22 protein-coding genes are annotated in these 20,772 nt (G+C 74.7%); 7 read left to right on the top strand and 15 right to left on the bottom strand.

The genetic code is table 11. The features are described from left to right. Positions 1-1,401, bottom strand: coding sequence for an acyl-CoA synthetase (locus O7607_RS27665; RefSeq protein ID WP_269706379.1), 1,401 nt, complete (start codon positions 1,399-1,401; stop codon positions 1-3). Between the two features lie 113 nt (positions 1,402-1,514). On the opposite strand from O7607_RS27665, the gene O7607_RS27660 reads away from it, so the two are divergent. Further along, positions 1,515-2,642 (top strand): CaiB/BaiF CoA transferase family protein, encoded by a 1,128-nt coding sequence (locus tag O7607_RS27660; protein WP_269706378.1) that lies wholly within the window; start codon positions 1,515-1,517, stop codon positions 2,640-2,642. A gap of 17 nt (positions 2,643-2,659) precedes the next feature. Here the strand turns inward: O7607_RS27660 and O7607_RS27655 are convergent, their stop codons facing one another. Next, the gene (locus O7607_RS27655) at positions 2,660-3,076 is read right to left on the bottom strand and encodes an ASCH domain-containing protein (RefSeq protein ID WP_269706377.1); all 417 of its coding nucleotides are present in this window, start codon (positions 3,074-3,076) and stop codon (positions 2,660-2,662) included. Positions 3,077-3,137: 61 nt separating this feature from the next. Then, the gene (locus tag O7607_RS27650; RefSeq protein WP_269706376.1) at positions 3,138-4,016 is read right to left on the bottom strand and encodes an alpha/beta hydrolase family protein; all 879 of its coding nucleotides are present in this window, start codon (positions 4,014-4,016) and stop codon (positions 3,138-3,140) included. Between the two features lie 107 nt (positions 4,017-4,123). Here O7607_RS27650 and O7607_RS27645 point away from each other — a divergent pair, with 107 nt between their 5' ends. Then, on the top strand, positions 4,124-4,660 hold the full coding sequence (locus O7607_RS27645) for a GNAT family N-acetyltransferase (protein ID WP_269706375.1): 537 nt from the start codon (positions 4,124-4,126) through the stop codon (positions 4,658-4,660). Position 4,661: 1 nt separating this feature from the next. Here the strand turns inward: O7607_RS27645 and O7607_RS27640 are convergent, their stop codons facing one another. Then, entirely contained in the window at positions 4,662-5,072 is a 411-nt protein-coding gene (locus O7607_RS27640; protein ID WP_269706374.1) for an MmcQ/YjbR family DNA-binding protein, read from the bottom strand. A 164-nt stretch (positions 5,073-5,236) separates the two neighbouring features. On the opposite strand from O7607_RS27640, the gene O7607_RS27635 reads away from it, so the two are divergent. From O7607_RS27635 to O7607_RS27625, 3 genes are all read left to right on the top strand, one after another. Continuing rightward, positions 5,237-6,352 (top strand): WD40/YVTN/BNR-like repeat-containing protein, encoded by a 1,116-nt coding sequence (locus O7607_RS27635; RefSeq protein ID WP_269706373.1) that lies wholly within the window; start codon positions 5,237-5,239, stop codon positions 6,350-6,352. After that, positions 6,349-6,645, top strand: a complete 297-nt coding sequence (locus O7607_RS27630; protein ID WP_269706372.1) for a MoaD/ThiS family protein — start codon at positions 6,349-6,351, stop codon at positions 6,643-6,645. Before O7607_RS27635 ends, O7607_RS27630 begins: the two co-directional genes overlap by 4 nt. Before the next feature lie 108 nt (positions 6,646-6,753). After that, the gene (locus O7607_RS27625; protein ID WP_269706371.1) at positions 6,754-8,670 is read left to right on the top strand and encodes a beta-propeller domain-containing protein; all 1,917 of its coding nucleotides are present in this window, start codon (positions 6,754-6,756) and stop codon (positions 8,668-8,670) included. Between the two features lie 46 nt (positions 8,671-8,716). Here O7607_RS27625 and O7607_RS27620 read toward each other — a convergent pair whose 3' ends face one another. The 9 genes from O7607_RS27620 to O7607_RS27580 all read right to left on the bottom strand — a co-directional run bounded on the left by O7607_RS27620 (position 8,717) and on the right by O7607_RS27580 (position 17,393). Further along, entirely contained in the window at positions 8,717-9,331 is a 615-nt protein-coding gene (locus tag O7607_RS27620) for a hypothetical protein (RefSeq protein ID WP_269706370.1), read from the bottom strand. Then, a complete protein-coding gene (locus O7607_RS27615; RefSeq protein ID WP_269706369.1) occupies positions 9,328-10,680 on the bottom strand; it encodes a hypothetical protein in 1,353 nt (450 codons plus the stop codon). The genes O7607_RS27620 and O7607_RS27615 overlap by 4 nt, the downstream gene beginning before the upstream one ends. Then, positions 10,680-11,474 (bottom strand): ATP-binding cassette domain-containing protein, encoded by a 795-nt coding sequence (locus O7607_RS27610; protein WP_269706368.1) that lies wholly within the window; start codon positions 11,472-11,474, stop codon positions 10,680-10,682. The genes O7607_RS27615 and O7607_RS27610 overlap by 1 nt, the downstream gene beginning before the upstream one ends. Positions 11,475-11,547: 73 nt before the next feature. Further along, entirely contained in the window at positions 11,548-12,360 is an 813-nt protein-coding gene (locus O7607_RS27605; RefSeq protein WP_269706367.1) for a zf-HC2 domain-containing protein, read from the bottom strand. Continuing rightward, the gene (locus O7607_RS27600) at positions 12,357-12,941 is read right to left on the bottom strand and encodes an RNA polymerase sigma factor (protein WP_269706366.1); all 585 of its coding nucleotides are present in this window, start codon (positions 12,939-12,941) and stop codon (positions 12,357-12,359) included. Before O7607_RS27600 ends, O7607_RS27605 begins: the two co-directional genes overlap by 4 nt. A gap of 64 nt (positions 12,942-13,005) precedes the next feature. Further along, positions 13,006-14,172, bottom strand: coding sequence for an SGNH/GDSL hydrolase family protein (locus O7607_RS27595; protein ID WP_269706365.1), 1,167 nt, complete (start codon positions 14,170-14,172; stop codon positions 13,006-13,008). A 73-nt stretch (positions 14,173-14,245) separates the two neighbouring features. Then, positions 14,246-15,085, bottom strand: coding sequence for a sugar phosphate isomerase/epimerase family protein (locus O7607_RS27590; protein WP_269706364.1), 840 nt, complete (start codon positions 15,083-15,085; stop codon positions 14,246-14,248). Continuing rightward, positions 15,082-16,245 (bottom strand): dihydrodipicolinate synthase family protein, encoded by a 1,164-nt coding sequence (locus O7607_RS27585; RefSeq protein WP_269706363.1) that lies wholly within the window; start codon positions 16,243-16,245, stop codon positions 15,082-15,084. Before O7607_RS27585 ends, O7607_RS27590 begins: the two co-directional genes overlap by 4 nt. Next, a complete protein-coding gene (locus O7607_RS27580) occupies positions 16,242-17,393 on the bottom strand; it encodes a Gfo/Idh/MocA family protein (protein WP_269706362.1) in 1,152 nt (383 codons plus the stop codon). Before O7607_RS27580 ends, O7607_RS27585 begins: the two co-directional genes overlap by 4 nt. 103 nt (positions 17,394-17,496) lie before the next feature. On the opposite strand from O7607_RS27580, the gene O7607_RS27575 reads away from it, so the two are divergent. Both O7607_RS27575 and O7607_RS27570 read left to right on the top strand, forming a co-directional pair. Further along, positions 17,497-18,516: a LacI family DNA-binding transcriptional regulator gene (locus tag O7607_RS27575; RefSeq protein ID WP_269706361.1), complete on the top strand. Its 1,020-nt coding sequence runs from the start codon at positions 17,497-17,499 to the stop codon at positions 18,514-18,516. Between the two features lie 39 nt (positions 18,517-18,555). Continuing rightward, a complete protein-coding gene (locus O7607_RS27570) occupies positions 18,556-19,065 on the top strand; it encodes a pyridoxamine 5'-phosphate oxidase family protein (RefSeq protein ID WP_269706360.1) in 510 nt (169 codons plus the stop codon). Positions 19,066-19,087: 22 nt separating this feature from the next. Here O7607_RS27570 and O7607_RS27565 read toward each other — a convergent pair whose 3' ends face one another. After that, positions 19,088-19,708 (bottom strand): class I SAM-dependent methyltransferase, encoded by a 621-nt coding sequence (locus O7607_RS27565; RefSeq protein ID WP_269706359.1) that lies wholly within the window; start codon positions 19,706-19,708, stop codon positions 19,088-19,090. Between the two features lie 108 nt (positions 19,709-19,816). Then, complete coding sequence (locus tag O7607_RS27560; RefSeq protein ID WP_269706358.1) at positions 19,817-20,761, bottom strand: sugar phosphate isomerase/epimerase family protein; 945 nt, start codon at positions 20,759-20,761, stop codon at positions 19,817-19,819. Positions 20,762-20,772: the final 11 nt, after the last annotated feature.

Raw genomic sequence — 20,772 nt, 5'->3', positions numbered from 1 at the left:
TCACGTCTCGCCCAGCCGGGACTTCTGCACCTTGCCCATCGCGTTGCGGGGCAGCGCGCCGACCAGCCGTACCTGCCGTGGCCGCTTGTGCGCGGACAGCTGCCGTGCCACGAAGTCGATCAGCTCGGTCTCGGCCACGCCGTCGCCGACCACGTACGCGGTCACCTGCTGCCCCAGGTCGGGGTGGGGCGTGCCGACCACCGCCGCCTCCCGGACACCCGGGTGGGCCAGCAGCGCGTCCTCCACCTCGCCGGCCCCGATCCGGTATCCGCCGCTCTTGATCAGGTCGGTGGCGGCCCGGCCGACGATCCGGTGGGCGCCGTCCGGGTCGACGGTCGCGACGTCGCCGGTGCGGAACCAGCCGTCCGCCGTGCGGGTGGCCGCGTCGGCGTCCGGCCGGTTCAGGTAGCCGTCGAACAGCGTGCCGCCGCGTACCTGGAGTTCGCCCATGGCCGTGCCGTCGGCGGGCAGCGCGCCGCCGTGGTCGTCCACCACGCGCGTGTGCACGCCGGGCAGCGGCACGCCCACCGTGCCGGGCCGCCGGGGACCGTCCGCGCGGGCGCTCAGCGTCACGAGGGTCTCGGTCATCCCGTACCGCTCGACCGGCCGGTTGCCGGTCAGCCCGGCCAGCGCCGCGAAGACCGGCTCGGGGAGTGCCGCGCTGCCGGACACGAGCAGCCGGGCGCCGCGCAGCGCCCGCGCCGCCGCCGGTTGCGCCGCGATCCGCGACCAGATCGTGGGTACGCCGAAGTACATCGAGGCGCCGGCGGCCGCGTACCGCTCGGGGTGCGGCCGGCCGACGTGGCGCAGCGGGCTGCCGACGCGCAGCGGGCCGAGCACGCCGAGCACCAGCCCGTGCACGTGGAACAGCGGCAGGCCGTGTGCCAGCACGTCGTCGGGGGTCCAGGCCCAGGCGTCGGCGAGCCCGTCCAGGCAGGCGGCGATCGCTCGGCGGGACAGCACCGCGCCCTTCGGCGCGCCGGTGGTGCCGGAGGTGTAGAGGATCAGCGCGGTGGCCGCCGGGTCGGGCTCGGGATGCGTGGTGTCCGAGCGCCGGGCCAGGTCCAGCGGCACGACCGGCGGCGCGCCGGCGTCCGGCGTGCCCGGCGTGGCCAGCAGCAGTTCCGCGCCGGAGTCGCGCAGGATGTGGTCGCGTTCCATCGGGCCGGCGTCCGGTGGCACGGGCACCACGGCCGCGCCGGCGAGCAGCCCGCCGACCACGCCGACCACCGTCTCCAGGGTCGCGGTGGCGGGCACCGCCACCCGGGCCGCGCCGCGCAGGTCGTCGGCGACCGCGGTGGCCGCGCGGCGCAGCTCCACCCAGGACAGCGACCGGTCGCCCACCCGGACCGCGCCCGGACGGTCGTCGGTGGTCTCGGCGAGCCGGCTCAGCAGCGACACGGGCACACCCCTTTCCCGGTACGTCCCCGAGGTGACCGTAGCCGGACGGGCAACCCCGGCCGGGTGGGCCGTCGGGTATGTGTCATCGTGGTCGGCGGCGAGGGAGGGGTGGCATGTCGGGTCCGTTGCGCGGGGTGCTGGTCGCCGACTTCTCCCGGATCCTCGCCGGGCCGTACGCGACGATGCTCCTGGCCGACCTCGGCGCGGACGTCGTGAAGGTGGAGGCGCCGGGCGGCGACGACACCCGCGGCTGGCGCCCGCCGGTCCGCGACGACGTCTCGACCTATTACCTGGCGGTCAACCGCAACAAGCGCTCGCTGGTCCTCGACCTGACCGACCCGGGTGACCTGACGCTGGCGCACCGGCTCGCCGACCGGGCCGACGTGCTGATCCAGAACTTCCGGCCGGGCGCGCTGCGCCGCTTCGGCCTCGACCACGACACGGTCACCGCCCGCAACGCCCGCCTGGTGTACGCCTCGATCAGCGGCTTCGGCGACGCCGGTGGCGCCGACCTGCCCGGGTACGACCTCATGGTGCAGGCAGCAGCCGGCCTGATGAGCCTCACCGGGGACGCGGACGGCCCGCCCTACAAGGCCGGGGTGGCGGTGTTCGACGTGATCGCCGGGCTGCACGCGGCGGTCGGGATCCTGGCCGCGCTGCGGCACCGGGACTCCACCGGGCGCGGGCAGCACGTCCGCGTGGACCTGCTCTCCTCGGCGTTGTCCGGGCTGGTCAACCACACCAGCGCGTACGTCGCCGGGGCAGCGGCGCCGCACCGGATGGGCAACGCGCACCCGAGCATCGTCCCGTACGAGCCGCTGCCCACCGCCGACGGCGACCTGGTGGTGATCGCCGGCAACGACGGTCAGTTCCGTACCCTCTGCCGGGTGCTCGGCGTGCCGGAGCTGGCCGACGACGCGCGGTTCCGCTGCAACGCCGACCGGGTCGCGCACCGCGACGAGCTGCGGCCGCTGCTGGTGGCGGCGCTGTCCCGGCGCGGCAGCGCGCACTGGTTCGCCGAGCTGCGTGCCGCCGGCGTGCCGTGCAGCCCGATCAACTCGGTGGCCGAGGGCGTGGCGCTGGCGGAAGGGCTGGGCCTGGAGCCGGTGGTGACGACCGGCGGCGTGCCGGGGATCCGGAACCCGATCGGCCTGTCCGACACCCCGCCCCGATACGACCTGCCGCCACCCGACCTCGATGAGCACGGCGCGGCGCTGCGGGCCTGGCTCGCCACGGAGTGAGCCGCCCGGCCGGTACGTCAGAGCGTCTCGACCAGGCGGAAGCGTTCCAGCACGGCCGGGGTGTCGTCGTCCACTGTGAACCCGGGGTCGCCGAGCCAGCCGCGGTAGTCGTCGCCGTGCCAGAACCTCTCGTGGCCCTCCCGCCACGCGGCGACCGTCTCGAACCCCTCGCCCTCGTCGCGGGCGTGGTCGAGGTCCACCTCGCCGAGCGGGGCGACGCGGACCTCGACGAGTTCGATCACCGCGACCGGCCGGCCGGCGGAGTCGATCACCGCCGAGCGGGTGCCGACCTCGGGCAGCGGCTCGCCGTCGATCTCGTAGTCCTGCAGCAGGCCGGTGGTGGTGGTCTTGCTCCCGTCGAGCACCGCGGCGACGAGCTGGTCGCGCAGCGGACCGGGAAAGGCGAACTCGAACGTGGGCAGCTCGGCGTCCATGCGCGGCAGCGTAGCCGGGTCACGCGGGGCGGGCGACCACCTTTCGTGGCGCCCGGCCCCTTCAGCCCGGCGGCGGCAGCGTGCGGTCGAGCCAGTCCAGCAGCACCCGCTCGTACTGCGGGGAGATGCCGTCCAGGTCCTCGGCCTCGCCGAGCGTGGGGGAGTGGTCGCAGCCGGCCAGCCGGGCCACCGTCAGCTCGGCGTCGCGGGCCGTCCGCCGCCACACCGCGAGGCTGTCCTCGATCGGGATCCACGCGTCCGTCTCGCCGTAGCAGAGCAGCACCGGGCCGGTCAGCCGCGCCAGCACCGGTGCCGGGTCGTAGTCCATGTCGGTCCAGGTGCCGGGCGTGGCGGGCAGCTCGTCGGGCAGGAACGCCAGCGGGAACCACCGCCGCCGCGCCGCCGCGTCGATCGCCGCCTGCGCCACCGGGCGCGGCACCTCGCCACGCTGGAACCCCTCGGCGACGCGCCGCAGCTCGGCCAGCTCGGCCAGGTCGGCCGCGCCGTAGCCGTTGCGGCGCAGCTGCTCGGCGGTGCCGTAGCGCATCTGGACCGCCGGGCTCACGCCGCTGCACCCGACCAGGACCAGGAAGCCGACCGGGTGCCGGGTCGCGGTGAGCGCCGCCGCCCACGCGCCCTGGCTGAAACCCCAGAGCCCGACCGGCGCCGCCCCGACGTGCCGGCGCAACTCGGTCACGGCCGCCGCCGCGTCCTCCGCCTGGTCGGTCAGCGGCACGTCGTGCCCGTCGGCACGGGGGCGGCGGTCGTAGCGCAGCACCGCGACCCCGGCCGGTGGCAGCAGCCGGGCCAGATGCTCGTAGAGGAAGTGGGACCGCTGCCCGGCCTGCGAGCCGTGCAGCACCACCAGGCCGCCGCGCACCGGCCCGGACGGCAGGTCCAGCACCGCCGGCAGGCCCGCCGCGCCGACAGTCGTCTCCATGCCGGGCAGTGAACCACGAAGCGCCCGCCCCCGGTGGTCCCGGCCGCCGTCCGGGACACCCGCGTGCGTACGCTGACCAGGTACGTCGCCGACCGTGGAGAACCGCCATGACCAGCCCCGCATCCCGTACCGTCCGGGTCGCCCGCCCCGAGGACGTCGCCGCCCTCGTCGACCTGATCGAGTCGGCGTACCGGGGCGAGCGCAGCCGCCAGGGCTGGACCCACGAGGCGGACCTGCTGGCCGGGCAGCGCACCGACCCGGAGATGGTGACCGCGGCGGTCACCGGCCCGGACGGCGTGGTGCTGGTCGCCGAGCAGGACGGCGACCTGGTGGCCTGCTGCCAGCTGGAACGCCGCGACGACCACGTGTACTTCGGGATGTTCGCTGTCGCCCCCGGCCGGCAGGGCGGCGGCCTGGGCCGGGACCTGCTGGCCGAGGCCGAGCGCTACGCGGCCGAGCAGTGGCACGCCGGTGAGATGCGGATGACCGTGATCGTCCAGCGCGACGACCTGATCGCCTGGTACGAGCGGCGCGGCTACGTCCGTACCGGCGAGCTGAGCCCGTTCCCGTACGGCGACGAGCGCTTCGGCGTGCCGCTGCGGCCGGACCTGGCGTTCGAGACGCTGCGCAAGAAGCTCGGCTGACTCAGCCCGGCCGGTCGACCAGTGCCACCAGCTTCTTCGGGGCCAGCACGCAGAAGCTCTCGGTGAGCAGCTCGGCGACCTCGGTCCAGTCGGTCTCGGCGTCCAACCGCAGGCCGACCACGTCGGCGGCCCAGTCCGGCTTGAAGAAGTGCGGACCGGCCGCGAGCAGCCCGGCGATCTCGTCGCCGGGGGAGCGGAACGTCATCACGCAGACCGGCTCGTCGGTCGCGGCGGCCCGCGCGTACGCCGCCTGGTGGCCCGGGCCGACGGTGAGCACGTGGGCGAAGGTGCGGCCGCGCACGCGCCAGCGGACGCCCACCCAGGCCGCTTCCTCGTAGGTCTCCGGCAGGCCGAGGCAGATCGGCCGCAGGCGGTCGAGGTGCTCGGGTGGGACGTCTCCGGGGCCGGTCATGCGCGCAGGTTAGCCGCGGCCTCCGACATTCCGGCCGCACCGGCGTGCCGCCTCGCCGCCGTGCCTGCGGCGGGGAAATGTCGTAGCCGGGGAGTACGACAGCGATGAGTTTCGGTGAGCCGCACGGTCAATGCGGGGAGAACCCTCGGACGAGAGGACGAGACATGAGCGGCGTACGAGTACTTGTCGGCACGCGCAAGGGCGCGTTCATCCTGACCTCGGACGGCAAGCGTGACGACTGGACCGTCGACGGGCCGCACTTCGGCGGCTGGGAGATCTACCACCTGACCGGGTCCCCTGTCGAACCGGACCGGCTGTACGCGTCCCAGTCCGGTGGCTGGTTCGGGCAGCTGATCCAGCGCTCGGACGACGGCGGGCGGAACTGGACGACGGTCGGCAACGACTTCGCCTACAGCGGCGAGGTGGGGGAGCACCTCTGGTACGACGGCACCCCACGCCCGTGGGAGTTCAAGCGGATCTGGCACCTGGAGCCGTCCCGGCACGACCCCGACACGGTGTACGCGGGCGGCGAGGACGCCGCCCTCTACCTGTCCACCGACGGCGGTCAGAAGTGGTCCGAGCTGACCGCCCTGCGGCAGCACCCGACCGGCCCGTCCTGGCAGCCCGGCGCGGGCGGGATGTGCCTGCACACGATCCTGCTCGACCCGGCCGACCGGGACCGCATCTACGTGGCGATCTCGGCGGCCGGCGCGTTCCGCAGCGACGACGGCGGCGCGAGCTGGCTGCCGATCAACAAGGGTCTGCGTTCGGGGGAGATCCCGGACACCGACTCCGAGGTCGGGCACTGCGTGCACCGTCTCGCGCAGCACCCGTCCCGGCCGGACACGCTGTTCATGCAGAAGCACTGGGACGTCATGCGCACCGACGACGCCGGCGCGAACTGGCGGGAGGTCAGCGGAGACCTGCCGACGGACTTCGGCTTCCCGATCGCGGTGCACGCGCACGAGCCGGAGACGATCTACGTGGTGCCGATCACCAGCGACTCGCTGCACTACCCGCCGGAGGGCAAGCTGCGCGTCTACCGCAGCCGTACCGGCGGCGAGCACTGGGAGCCGCTCACCGAAGGGCTGCCGCAGTCGCACTGCTACGTCAACGTGCTGCGCGACGCGATGGCCGTCGACACGCTCGACCCGTGCGGCATCTACTTCGGCACCACCGGCGGTCAGGTCTACCACTCGGCCGACGGCGGCGACACCTGGGCGCCGATCGTGCGGGACCTGCCGGGGGTGCTCTCGGTCGAGGTCCAGGTGCTGCCGTGATCCGGGTGGTGCTGCCGGCGCACCTGAAGAACCTGGCGCACGTCACCGGTGAGGTCCGCGTCGAGGTGGCCGGGCCGCCCACCCAGCGGGAGGTGCTCGACGCGCTGGAGGCCGCGTACCCGATGCTGCTCGGCACGATCCGCGACCGGCACAGCGGGCAGCGCCGGCCATTCGTCCGCTTCTACGCCTGCGAGCTGGACCTCTCCAACGACTCCCCGGACGACCCGTTGCCGGAGGAGGTGGTCGCGGGGAAGGAGCCGTTCATCGTGCTCGGCGCGATGGCGGGCGGTTGAGCGGCACGGCCGGCGGTTGAGCGGCACGGCAGGGAACCGCGCTCGTCACCGCCACGTCTGACCGGCATGACCCGTCACGGAACCGGAACCCGGACGCTTGGATGGACGATGGCCGCCGCGCTGGCCCTCGCCGGCTGCACCGCGTCACCGCCGGCCGCCGACCCGCCCACCGGACGGGTCGTACCGGCCGGCGGGCTGCGGCTGGTGGCCTTCGACGGCTGCGACGAGGCGCTGCGGCAGCTCCGTACGGCCGCGAAGGCGGCGGTCGGGCCGTGGGGCCTCGGCCCGGACGGCTTCATGCAGTTGGACGCGAAACGGGCGGGGGCGGTCGGCGGCGCCGCCGAAGGCGCGACGTCGGCGTCCACGCCCGACTTCTCCGGCACCAACGTGCACGAGGCAGGCGTGGACGAACCGGACCTGGTCAAGACCGACGGCCGGCGGATCGTCACGGTCAACCGGGGCGTGCTGTCGGTGGTCGATCCGGCGAGCCGCCGCGTGACCGGCCGGCTGGCGCTCGACACCGACGCCTGGCAGTTCTCCGGCGGCGAGGGGAGCCTGCTGCTGCACGGCGACCGGGCGCTCGTGCTGCTGCACGCGGGTCGGATCGTCAAGGGCCCGGTCCCGGACGGGCACAACCGCCCCGTCAGGACCTCGCAGGCCCGGCTGGTCCTGCTGGACCTCGTCGGGTCGCCCCGTGTGGTGGGGGATTACCGGATCGACGGCCTCCTGGTCGACGCCCGGCAGGTCGGCGCGACCGCCCGGGTCGTGGTCCGGTCCTCGGACCGGCTGAATTTTCCCCACCTGCCCGGCCGCCGGACCGACGCCCAGCGGATCGCGGCCAACCGGGCGGTCATCGACAAGGCCACGCTCGACGACTGGCTGCCCCGCTACGAGATCCGCGACGGCGTGCGGACCGTCGGCACCGGACGGGTGGGCTGCGACCGGGTGAGCCGTCCGGCCGGATTCTCCGGCGCGTCGATGGTGACGGTGCTCAGCTTCGACCTGGGCGCGTCGGCACTCGGCGCCGGTGACCCGGTCACCGTGTTCGCCGACGGTGACACCGTCTACGGCAACGGCCAGCGCCTCTATGTCACGAACGACAAACGCCTGCGGATGTGGCGTGGCGGGGGGTCCGGGGCAGGTGATGCCGGCACCGAGATCTACCAGTTCGACACCGCGGCGGGCACGCCACGCTTCGTCGCCGCCGGGTCCGTGCCCGGCTGGTTGATCAACCAGTACGCGCTGTCCGAGTGGGACGGTCACCTGCGAGTGGCGACCACGACGGGTGACACCTGGGGCCGGAGAACGTCGTCGCAGTCCGCCGTCTACGTGCTGCGCGCCGACGGTGCCACGCTGAAGCGGGTCGGCGCGGTGACCGGCCTGGGCAAGGGCGAACGGATCTACTCGGTGCGGTTCGTCGGCGGCACCGGCTACGTGGTCACGTTCCGGCAGACCGACCCGCTGTACGGTGTGGACCTGCGCGACCCGGCCGCACCCCGGGTCACCGGCGAGCTGAAGATCAACGGGTATTCGTCGTACCTGTACCCGGCCGGCGACGGCCGCCTGATCGGGGTCGGACAGGACGCGACGAACCAGGGACGGGTGACGGGCACCCAGGTGTCGCTGTTCGACGTGGCCGACCCGGCCCGACCGGCGCGGATCGCTCAGCACCATGTCCCGGGCGGCTGGTCCGAGGCGGAGAACGACCCGCACGCGTTCCTGTACTGGCCGCCGGAGCGCCTGGTGGTGATCCCGGTGACCCGGCCGGGCGTGGTCACCGACCGCGCCGACGGCGTCAAGGGCACCCCGTCCGGCGGCGTGCTGGCGTTGCGCGTCGGCGACAAGGGCTTCACCGTGGCCGGTGCGGTCGACCACCCGGGCGTCCTGGCCGGCGACGGCAGGGAGTGGGCGCCGATCCGCCGCTCGCTGATGGTCGACGGCGTGCTCTGGACGGTCTCCGATGTCGGCCTCAAGGCGACCGCCCTGTCCGGCATGACCACCCTGGCCTGGGTGCCGCTGACCTGACGCCGACGACCGGGCCTCGCCGCGACCACGGCGAGGCCCGGCAAGGTCACTGTTCCAGCGCCGCCTCGGCCGCCGCGAGCTGCGGCCCCACCCGCATCGCGTACGCGACCACGCCGCCGAGCAGGAACGTCGTGGCGGTGACGGCGGCGATCCGGTTGCCCGGTTCCTGCACCATCCACAGCGCGACCTGCCGCCATTGCGGCCCACCCGGCGCGGTCAGGAACGCACCCAGCGCGGCCCAGGCGGTCGGCACCTGCCAGGCGGCCCGTGCGCCGGCGAGCGCGGCACCGAGTCCGACCAGCCCGATCAGGCCGCCGGTGTTGCGGGCCAGCACGGACAGCGGCCCGAAGTCGGCGCCGAGGACGCGGGCGGCGGCCAGCAGGCCGACCACCAGTGCGCCGTACCCGAGCAGGTGCCCGGCCCGGCGCGGCGCCCACTGCCACGCGGCGGTCCGCTCCAGCGCCGGGTCGGTGCCGGCGAGCGTCGGCCCGAGCGGCGCCACCGCCAGCGCGGTGGCGAGCACGGCGAGGCCGGCGGGCACCTCGGGGCGGTCGGTGAAGGCGGACCAGGCGACGGCCATCACGGCGACGGCGACAGCCGATCCGGCCAGGGCGGCGGGTATCCGGCGGGACCGCACGTACAGCGGCAGCCAGCGGGTCACGGCGCGGCCCGTCCGGTGAGCGCCGGCATCAGGTCCGGCTCGCAGCGCGCGGCCGCGTCCCGCAGCGCGGTGACCCGCCGCAGCTGCTCCGGTTCGGGCAGCGTACGCAGTTGCCGCACCCCGGCCCGGATCTCCTCCTGCTGCTCGTCGGCGTACCGGTATCCGGTCCAGGAGTCCCACAGCCGCACCGTCTCGGCGTCGAGCAGCCAGGCCGCGACGATCGCCGGAGCGATGTCGTCGCCGCTGCGCCCGCAGCCGGACCACATGGTGCCACCACCCAGGGCGATGCGCTCGGCCACGTCGGCAGCCCGCCCGGTGTCCGGGTCGACCTCGAGGAGGAACTGCACGGTGCCGGGTGCGGGCTTGGGCCGGTGCCACTGCTCGCTGTCGTTGCTGCCGATGGTGTCCAGCCGCACCTCCACGGCACGGGTCGGCGCGCCCGGCAGCTTCGCCAGCGCCTTGAGCCCTCGGCGGGCCTCGGTGGTGACGTCGGGCAGCAGGTGCGCGTTGACGGCGGTGACGCAGACCTGCGGCGTGCCGTCGGCGCAGACGTAGCGGCGCGCAGACTGGTCGAGCTGCCAGATGCCGGCCGGACCCGGTGCGCTGATCAGCAGGAGTCCCGCGACACCGGCGGCGAGGCTCGCCGCCGCGCCGGCCCGGAGCGGCCACGACCGGCCCGCCGTCAGCAGCAGTCCGGCGAGGACCAGCCCGACACCCAGCGCCAGGCGGCTGAGCAGCAGCCGGTCGGACAGCGTCTCCCACGGCGTGTCCGGCGGCCAGGAGATCATGAGGGACGCGTTCGTCAGCCGGCTACCGGCCGGACCGCCGAGCATGGCGGTGCCCTCCTGCGCCACCAGGCCGGCGGCGGCCAGCAGCGGCGGCAGCAGCGGTGAGGACCACAGCCGGCCCGCTGCCACACCGACCCAGGCCGCGCCGGCGAGCACCAGCACGTCGACAAGCGGCCCGGCGAGCCCGCGTACGCCGAGGTAGGTGCCGCCGGTGGCGATCACCGCCGCACCGCCGGCGAGGACGAGCAGGTGCGCGGCCGCGACGGCGACGCCGAGCGCGGTCATAGCGGGCAGCGCGCGTTGCCAGCGGGGCCGGCCGGTGCTGTTCATCAGCTCGTCGGCGCGGGTACGCCGGTCCCGGCGGCCCAGTACCGCGCCACCGGCCAGCGCGAGCGGCATCAGGAGGAACATGCCGGAGGCGTGCACGTAGCCCAGCCGCAGCCACTGTCCCTGCCAGAAGCTGTACATGCTGGCGGCGCCGAGGATCCCGATGGCGAGCAGCAGCACCGCCACGGCGGGCGCGTTGGAGCGGCGCAGTTCGACGCGTACCTGTCGGATCATCAGGCGCTCCGGTGCTGCTGGAGGAGGTACGAGTAGCCGCGTTCGGCGGCGCTGTCGCCGACGCCTCCGGTCTCGCCGTGGCGGACCAGGTCGGCGGGCAGGCCCTGGAACACGCGGGTGCCATGGTCCATCAGGATGACGTCCGAGCAGGCCGCCACCACGTCCTCCACGAGGTGGGTGGAGACCAGCACGCAGGCGTCCGCGCCGAGTTCGCGGATCAGCTCGCGGAACTCGACCCGCTGCTCCGGGTCCAGGCCGACTGTCGGTTCGTCGAGCAGCAGCAGGTCCGGTTCGTTCACGATCGCCTGGGCGATGCCGGCCCGGCGCAGCATGCCGCCGGACAGCGACTTGAGCTTGGCGTCGGCCCGGTCGGTGAGGCGTACCCGGTCGATGGCCCGCTGCGCCGCGCCCGGCACCGCGGCGGCGGGCATCTCCCGCAGCCAGGCCACGTACTCGACGTACTCCCGCACGGTGAACCGGGGGTAGTAGCCGAACTGCTGCGGCAGGTAGCCGAGCCGGCGGCGCATCGGCCGCAGCTCACGGGTCGTGGCGGCGTCCGCGCCGAGCAGCCGCAGCGTGCCGCCGTGCGGTTTGACCACTGTGGCGAGCGCGCGCATCAGGGTGCTCTTGCCGGCGCCGTTCGGGCCGAGCAGCCCGTGCACACCGGTGCCGAGCGTCAGGCCGAGGTTGTCGACGGCCAGGTGCCGCCCGGCCTTCACCGACAGTCCCACCGCCTCGATCCGCCAGGCGTGCCGGGTCGGCGCCACCTCGTCGGCGCTCACTGCGCGTACCAATGTCGTCTCCTTCTCGGGGCAGGGTGGTCCGCGGCGCCGTCGGGGCGCCGTGGCGTGGTTCCGAGGGCCGGCGTCAGCCGGCGGGCCGCCGCAGATGCTCGGCGCGCAGCGCGGTCAGCACTGTGAGCACGAGGGCGGCCGCCGCCCAGGCGGGCATGGTGGCGGGCCGGAGCAGGGTCTCGGTCGCGGCGGCGGCGCGGGCCGCGTCCGCGTCGCCGGTGACCGACACGGCCGCGACCGCGGTGAGCCAGCCGCCGCCGAGGACGGCGGCGGCGAGCGGCACGCCGACACGGCTGCCGAGCAGCAGCGTCGCCGCGGTGAACGCCAGGCAGGGCAGCAGCCACAGCGCGGGGTTGCGGCCGACTGCCAGCCCGGCCACCGCGAGCACGGGCGCGACCAGGAGCAGAACCGCGAGGGTACGGCGCAGCAGCAGTTCCAGCCCGGCGCGGGCGGTGCCGGCGACCACCTCCCAGTTCGGGTTGGCGCGGCGGGACCAGGCCACCGCGAGCCCGGCGAGCGGCGCCACCGGCGCGAGCAGCAGCACCGCCGACGGCTGATCCGGGTAGTTGCGGTCCAGCAGCACCGCGGCCAGGATCGCCGTGCAGGTCATGGCGGCCCAGGCCAGCAGTGACCAGTCGGTCCAGCGCAGCCACCACCGGCGCAGCGGGCGCCGCCGTGCCGGTCGCGGCCCGGTGCGGGCCTGTTCCAGGATCGTCTCCCGGGCGTCGCCGAGCAGCGCGCGCAGCGGCGGGGAGGCCAGGTCGCCGAGCCGGTCGCGGCACTCGGCGCAGCCCTCCAGGTGCACCTCGATCGTCCAGGCAGCGGCGTCGTCGGGGGTTCCCGCGGCGTACGCGGCCAGTGCGGGCGGGGGAACGTGAACGGTCATGCCAGTGCCTCCCGGAGCGCGTTGCGGGCACGCCGCGCCCGGCTCTTCACGGTGCCCTCGGGCACCCCCAGCAGGACGGAGGTTTCCCGGACGGTCAGCCCGTCCAGGACCATGGCGGCGAGCACCGCCCGCAGCTCCGGCGCCAGCGCGTCCAGCGCGGCGCCCACCTCCGAGCCGAACGACCCGGCGAGCGCCTCGTCCTCGGCGGCCGGCGCGCTGCGCACCGGCAGCACGTCGGTCGGCACCTCCTGCACCCGGGCGCGGCGGCGCAACGCGTCGACCAGGCGCCGGGCCGCGATGGTCCAGATCCAGCCGGCGGCCGAGCCACCGGGCGCGTCCGCGCCGCCGGAGGGGCGGAGCCCGCTGAACGAACCGGCGGCCCGCCACACGGTCAGGTACGTGTCCTGGAGGACCTCGGCGACGATGCCGTCGTCGGCGCACCGCCGCCGCAGCCGGATCGCGAGCCACGGCGACGTCCGCCGGTACAGCTCGTCGAACGCGTCCAGATCGGCGCGTGCGACCCGCCGCAGCAGCCGCTCCTCGTCCTGTTTGCTTCCTCCCACGCCTAGATGGTCGTTCACGGCACCTCCGACGGATCACGGCGCGGCGTGACCTGGGTCACACCGCGCCGTGGGAGGCAGTCCGTCACTCCGCCGCGGCGAACGGTCCCTTCGGTCCGAACGCCAGCGCGGCGAACCGCTCGCCGATGCGGCGGTCGGCGGCCGGGTCGGGGTGCAGCTCGTCGGGCAGCGGCAGTTCGGCGTAGTCGGCCTCGCCGTACAGCTCCAGCCCGTCGAGGTAGTGCAGGTTCGGGTCGGCGCCGGCCCGGGACGCCACGATCCGGGCCAGCTCGGCGCGGATGACGCGCAGCGTGAGCCGGCCGGATGCCACGTCGGCCGGGTCGCCGGTGGCCCGGAACCGCACCCGTCCGTCGACGAACTCGACAGCGCCCGGTCCGGGTGTGTCCTCCTGGATCGGGCACAGGATCGACGACACGACCAGCAGCGGGGTTTCCGGATGTCCCTCGCGGATGGTGTCCAGGAAGCCGTGCACGGCCGGGCCGAACGCGCGCAGCCGCATCAGGTCGGCGTTCACCACGTTGATGCCGATCTTGACGCTGATCAGGTCGGCCGGGGTGTCGCGCATCGCCCGCGCGGTGAACGGGTCGAGCAGCGCGCTGCCGCTGAACCCGAGGTTGACCAGCTCCACGCCGGCCAGCGTCGCGGCGATCGCCGGCCAGGTGCCGGTGGGGCTCTCCGCGTCCGAGCCGTGGCTGATCGAGCTGCCGTGGTGCAGCCACACCCGGCGGTCACCCGTGCCGGCCGGCTCGACCGGCGCGTCCGTGCGCAGCGCCACCAGCTCGGTGATCTCCCGCTGCGGCAGCCAGATCACCACCTCCTTGTCGGTGGCGGGCAGGTCGGTGAAGCGCACCGTGCCGACCGGCCCCGGCTCGATGCCGGACGTGCCGGTGGCCAGGTCGATGGTGAGCACCTTGCCGCCACCGGCGGTGGCCTGACCGGCGAGGCGGCCGTCGACGACCAGGTCGTAGCGGCCGTCGGGACGCGGCCCGGTGCCCCGGTAGACCATCTTCATCGGCAGGACGTCCAGTTCGACTGTGGTGGCGCGGGTGCGGAACACCAGCCGTACGCCCGAGGGCATCGCCTCCGCCGTCATCAGCTGCGGGTCGATGTTCTGCGCCCGGGCCCACGCGGGCAGCCGGTGCGGCAGCACCCCGTCGGCGGTCTGTTCCAGGTCGAGCGCGCCACGCAGCAGGTCGGAGGTGATCGGAGTGGTGAGGTGCGGGGATGCCATGATCCCGATCCTGCCCCCGGATCCGGAGGGCGGCCACCTGATTTATCCGACAGGCCGGACTCGTGACGCCGGGTCAGTCGGTCAGCACCCGATCCACGTACCGGTCGATCATGGTGGCGAGGACCCGGTCCGGGTCGGTGGCCCACACCTCGGCGTTGAAGATCTCCACCTCGACGTCGCCGGCGTATCCGGCGGCCTCGACCGCGCGGCGCAGCGGCGGGAAGTCGATGTGCCCGTCGCCCATCATGCCGCGCCCGAGCAGCACGTCGGCCGGCAGCGGGGTGAGGAAGTCGCAGATCTGGAAGCTGGCGATCCGCGTCCCGGCGCGGACGATCTGCCGCCACACGTCCGGATCCCACCAGACGTGGAACGTGTCCACCACCACGCCGACCTGCTCGGCCGGGAACGCCTCGGCCAGGTCGAGCGCCTGCCCGAGCGTGGACAGCACCGCCCGGTCGGCGCAGTACATCGGGTGCAGCGGCTCCAGTGCGAGGCGTACCCCGCGCTCGGCGGCGTACGGCACCAGCTCGGCCAGCGCGTCGGCCACCCGCTGCCGGGCGCCCACCAGGTCGCGGGAGCCGGGCGGCAGGCCGCCGACGACGAGCACCAGGCAGGCGGCGCGCAGCGCGGCGGCCTCGTCGACGGCGCGCCGGTTGTCCGCGAGGGCCTCGGCCCGTCCGGCCTCGTCGGCGGCGGTGAGGAACCCGCCCCGGCACAGCGACGACACCCGCAACCCGGCGTCGGCGACGAGCCGCGCGGCGGCCGGTACGCCGATCTCGGCCACCGGCTCGCGCCACAGCCCGATCGCCGGGATGCCGGCGCGCACACAGCCGCCGACCGCCTCGGCCACGGACCAGCGCCGCGTGGTGCGCTGGTTGAGCGACAGGCGCGCCAGCCGCGCGTCGGCGGTCATCCGGTCACGCCCGCGACGTCCAGGTACGCGCGCATCCGCCGTGCCGCCAGCTCCGGGTCGCGCAGCAGCCCGGCGGCGTCGGCCAGCCGGAACGCCTCCACCAGGTGCGGGACGCTGCGCCCGGCGTGCAGGCCGCCGACCATGGTGAAGCCGGGTTGCCGCCCGTTGAGCCAGGACAGGAACGCGATGCCGGTCTTGTAGTACGGCGTGGGCGGGGCGAACAGGTGCCGGGACAGCGGCACCGTCGGGTCGAGGACGGCCCGGAACCCGGCCGGGTCGTCCGCGTCGAGCCGGCCCAGCGCCGCCGACGCGGCCGGGGCGATCGCCGCGAACGCGCCGAGCAGCGCGTGGCTGAACCGCTTCCCGTCGCCCTCGATCAGCTCCGGGTAGTGGTAGTCGTCGCCGGTGTAGACCTTCACCTCTGGTGGCAGCAGCTCCCGCAGCCGCACCTCCCGCCCGGCGTCCAGCAGCGACACCTTCACCCCGTCGACCAGACCGGCGTGCGCGTGCACCAGGGCGGCGAACGTCGCCGTCGCCTCGTCCAGGTCGGTCGAGCCCCAGTAGCCGGACAGCGCCGGGTCGAACATGTCGCCGAGCCAGTGCAGCACCACCGGCCCGCCCACCTCCCGCAGCACCAGCTCGTAGACGCGCAGGTAGTCCTCCGGGCCGCTGGCGAGCGCCGCGAGGTGCCGGCTGGCCATCAGCACCGGCGTGGCGCCGCACTCCTGGACCACTGTGACCTGCTCGGCGTACGCGGCGACCACCTCGTCCAGCGTGCCGGGCGCGCCGGTGAGCTGGTCGGTGCCGGCCCCGGCGACGATCCGCCCGCCGCAGGCGGCGGCCTCGGCGGCGCTACGCCGGATCAGCTCGCGGGTGGCCGCCCAGTCCAGCCCCATCCCGCGCTGCGCGGTGTCCATCGCCTCGGCCACGCCGAGGCCCCACGACCACAGGTCGCGCCGCACCGTGAGCGTCGCGTCCCAGTCCAGCCGCGCCGGGCGGCCGGGGGAGTTGTCGGCGTACGGGTCGGCGACGACGTGCGCCGCCGCGTACGCGATCCGGCTGGCCGGTGGCGCGGCTGGCCGGCGCCACGATGGGGGTTCCCGCAGCGTCAGCCGCTCGGTGCCGCCGTCCGGCGCCGGCAGCGTGATCCGCGTGCTCACCGGGGGATCTCCTCGATCGTCACCCGCCGCCCCTCGCGAGCCGAGCGCAGCCCGGCCTCGGCCAGTTGCACGCCGCGCGCGCCGGCGAGGAAGTCCCACGGGAACGGCTCGTCGTCGACGACGTGCCGCAGGAACGCCTCCCACTGCACCTTGAACGCGTTGTCGTGCTCGCCGTTGTCCGGCACCGTCTGCCACTGCGCGCGGAACGGCTCGGTGACCGGCAGGTCGGGGTTCCACACCGGCATCGGGGTGGCGCCCCGGTGCTGGATGCGGCAGTCGCGCAGTCCGGCCACCGCGCTGCCGTGCGTGCCGTCGACCTGGAACTCGACCAGCTCGTCGCGGTGCACCCGGACCGCCCAGGAGGAGTTGACCTGCGCGACGACGCCGCCGGCCAGCTCGAAGATGCCGTACGCGGCGTCGTCGGCGGTGGCCCGGTAGCGGGCGCCGGTCTCGTCGACGCGTTCCGGGATGTGCGTGGCGGTGACAGCGGTGACGGCGGTGACCGGGGCGATGATCTGCTCCAGCACGTAGTGCCAGTGCGGGAACATGTCCAGCGTGATGCCGCCGCCGTCCTCGGCGCGGTAGTTCCAGCTCGGGCGCTGCGCGGCCTGCCAGTCGCCCTCGAACACCCAGTAGCCGAACTCGCCGCGCACCGACAGGATCCGGCCGAAGAAGCCGCCGTCCACGAGCCGCTTGAGTTTGCGCAGGCCGGGCAGGAACAGCTTGTCCTGTACGACGCCGTTGCGGACGCCCTTGGCGGCGGCGAGCCGGGCCAGCTCCAGCGAGGCGAGGAAACCCTCGGCGAGCGGCTTCTCGGTGTAGACGTGCTTGCCGGCCTCGATCGCCGCCCGGATCGCCTTCTCCCGCGCGACGGTGACCTGCGCGTCGAAGTAGATCTGGTGGGCGTCGTCGGCGAGGGCCGCGTCCAGGTCGCATGTGTACGACGACAGCCCGTGCCGGGCGGCGATCGCGGCGAGCCGGTTCTCGTCGCGGCCCACGAGGGTCAGCTCGGGCCAGATGCGGCTGCCGTCGCGGGCCGGCACGCCGCCCTGCTCCCGGATGGCGAGCAGGGACCGGACGAGGTGCTGCCGGTAGCCCATCCGGCCGGTGACGCCGTTGAGGATGATGCCGACGGACGTGCGTTCCACTGTGCCTCCCCGGCGGTGAATGCGCTTTCAGTAAGCGCTTTCAGGGTGCTACCGTAGCCACGCCGGAACACCGGGTCAAGACGTTCCGCAGGGAGACGCATCGATGTCGCACGTGACGCTGGAAGACGTGGCCCGGGCGGCCGACGTCTCCCTGGCCACCGCCTCCCGGGCGCTCAACGGGCGGCGGGTCACCCCCCACCTGCACGACCGCGTCCTGGCCGCCGCCGCGCGGCTCGCGTACACCCCGAACGCCCACGCCCGCGCGCTGGCCGGCGGGTCCCGCCGCAGCGTCGGCGTCGTCTGCCACGACGTCACCGACCCCTACTTCGCCGCCGTCGCGGGCGGCGTCATGCGGGTCGCCGCCGACAACGACCTGCTGGTCATGCTCGCCAGCACGTTCCGCGACCCGGAACGCGAGATCGCCTACGTGTCGATGCTGCGCGCCGAACGCGCCCCGGCGATCCTGCTCATCGGCTCCGGCTTCGAGGACCCCCGCTGGGAGCGGGCGATGGCCGCCGAGCTGGCGCCGTACCTCGACGGCGGCGGCCGGGTCGCGGTGGTCAGCCGGCACCGCACCCTGAAGGTCGACAGTGTCCTGCCGGAGAACCGGGCCGGCGCCGCCGAGCTGGCCCGCGCGCTGCTGGGCCTCGGGCACCGCCGATTCGCGGTGCTCTCCGGCCCGCCCGAGCTGACCACCGTCGCCGACCGGATCGGCGGGTTCCGCGACGAGCTGACCGCCGCCGGTGTGGCGCTCGACCCGGGCGCCGTGGCCGAGGCGGCGTTCACCCGCGACGGCGGCTACCGGGCGATGACCGCGCTGCTCGACCGCGGGCTCGACGCCACCTGCGTGTTCGCGTGTACCGACGTGATGGCCGTCGGCGCGTACGCGGCGTTGCGCGACCGGGGGCTGTCGGTGCCCGGCGACGTCTCGGTCGCCGGCTTCGACGACATCCCGGTCGTGCGCGACCTCACCCCGCCGCTGACCACCGTGGCGCTGCCGCTGCACCGGCTCGGCGAGGAGGCGATGAACCTGGCCCTGACCGAGAACGCCGGTCGGCGCCGCCGGATCGTCCGCCTGCCCGGCGAGGTGGTGCTGCGGGCCAGTACGGCGCCGGTCACCTGAGCCCGGCCGGTAGGGTGCCGTCATGATCGAGGACAGCCCGTGCCGCTGACGAACCCCTGGCTGACCGGGCCGGCGCCGACGAGGAAGCTGGACCGGGGCCGCCTGGAGGAACGCATCCTCAACCTGCTGTCGTCGCAGAACATGTGCGTGCTCGCCACCGCGGGGCCGGACGGGCCGCTGGCCACGCCGGTGCGCTACTACTCGCTCGACTTCACGCTGATGTTCACCGCCGCGCCACGCTCGCCCAAGATGCGCAACATCGCCGCCGACCCGCGGGTGTCGGTCGGGGTCTTCGCCCCGCTCGTCGGGCTGGCCAGCAGCCGGGGCGCGCAGGTGTTCGGCACCGCCCGGGTGCTCGGCCCGGAGCACCCCGACCGGGCCCGCCACTGGGCCGCGTTCCGCTGGGAGAACGAGCACGCCGAGCGGGGCCGGTCGCTGTCCGAGCCACCCGAGGACCCGCTCGTCGTGATCGAGGCCGACCGGATCGTCTACACCGAACACTGGCTGCGCCGCGAGGGGTACGCCCCGCGCCAGCACTGGCGCCGCTGACGCCGCCGCCGGACCGGTCCCGCTACCGGCCACCGGGGGAGCGGGTGGCGCGCAGCAGGTTGCCGGCCAGGCGCAGGTCCGCGCCCTCGACGCGGGCCAGCACGTCGATCCGCTCCACCGTGACGGGTGACCACAGCGGCTCCGGGAACGCCGCGCGCAGGGCGCCGGCGTCCAGGCCCCAGCCCTGGCCCGCCTCGGGCGACACCGCCAGCACGTACACCGCCCCGCCGGGCGCGGTCAGGCGCGGCAGCAACGCCAGGTAGTCGCGTACGGCAGCGCCCCGCCGGTCCAGCGAGTGCAGCAGCCCGGAGTCGAACACCGAGTCGTACGGCACCGGCGGCACCGGGATCACCGTGGCGTCGCACACCTCGAAGCGCACCGGCAGTCCCGCCTCGGCCGCCTTGGCCCGGGCCTGACCGATCGCCACCGGTGAGATGTCGACGCCCGTCACGTCGTGGCCGCTGCGGGCCAGCGCGAGCGCCAGCTCCCCGGTGCCGCAGCCGACGTCGAGCACGCGCGGGCCGCGTACCCCGGTGTCGAGGACGGCGGCGAGCGCCGGCTGCGGTCCGCCGATCTCCCAGGGCGGGCGGTCGGTGTCGCGGTAGAGGCGGTCGTAGTGGACGTCGTCCGGCTCGTCGGTCATCGCGTACCCTCTCGGTGCGTGACAGGTGCCGAGCGTGTCACGTTCGACGGCGGTCCGCGCGCCCGCCGGGGCCGGTGGTGAGCCGGTCCCGGCGGGCGCGATGGGGCGTCAGAACCGCAGGCGGCGCAGGTAGCGGTAGCCGACCTCGGCGGTCCGCTGCGGCGTCACGTCCGGGGTGTCGTTCTCCACGATGTACTCCATCACCTGGTGCCCCCGGAAGATCCGCGCGAAGTCGATCATCCCGGTGCCCAGGTCGGCCATGTCGCCGGTGGCCGGGTCGCGGTCCTTGACGTGGTACTGCAACACCCGCTGCGGCGCCGAGCGGATCACGTCGAGCGTGAAGCCCTCCGGGTCGTCGACGCCGTCGCCGGAGTTGATGCCGCCGGTGACCGCCCAGTAGATGTCGATCTCCAGGTGCACCAGGCGCGGGTCGAGTTCCTCGGTCAGCACGTCCCACGGCCGCCGGCCGTTGCCGAAGTCGATGGTGAACTCGTGCGCGTGGTTGTGGTAGCCGTACCGCAGACCGGCCTTGCGCGCGGCGGCGGCCTCGACGTTCATCTGCTCCGCCCAGCGCTTCCAGTCGTCCTCGCGGTCGGAGTTCAGGTACGGCACCACCATGAACCGCTGGCCCAGCGTCCGGGCGTTCGCGATCTTCTGCTCCAGCGCGGCGGCGTCGGCGGCGATCCCGTCGTGGCTGGAACTGGCCTTGATGCCGGTGCGGTCCAGGAAGCGGCGCAGCTCCCGCGCGGTACGCCCGAAGTAACCAAGCGCCAGCTCGACCCGGGGGTAGCCGATGCGGGCCAGGTGCGCCAGCGTCGCGTCGTATCCCGGCGAGCCGTTGAGCGCGTCGCGGACCGTCCAGAGCTGAAGGCTGATCAGCTCCTTCGGCACCGGACGCCGGCCGTGGTGGTGCCCGCCGCCGGCCTGCGCCGCCGTCGCGCCGAGCCCGGTCGCCAGGCCCACACCGGCCAGCGCGGCGAGGGAGCCACGCAGCAGACCACGCCGATCAAGCGACCGCTCCAGCGCGGCCTGTCCGTCATGTCCGTAGCACATGGTCGTACTCC

This window comes from Micromonospora sp. WMMA1949, assembly GCF_027460145.1.
Classification (GTDB): domain Bacteria; phylum Actinomycetota; class Actinomycetes; order Mycobacteriales; family Micromonosporaceae; genus Micromonospora.
The sequence above is the reverse complement of the archived record's forward strand: the minus strand, read 5'-3'. Positions and strand labels throughout refer to the sequence as shown.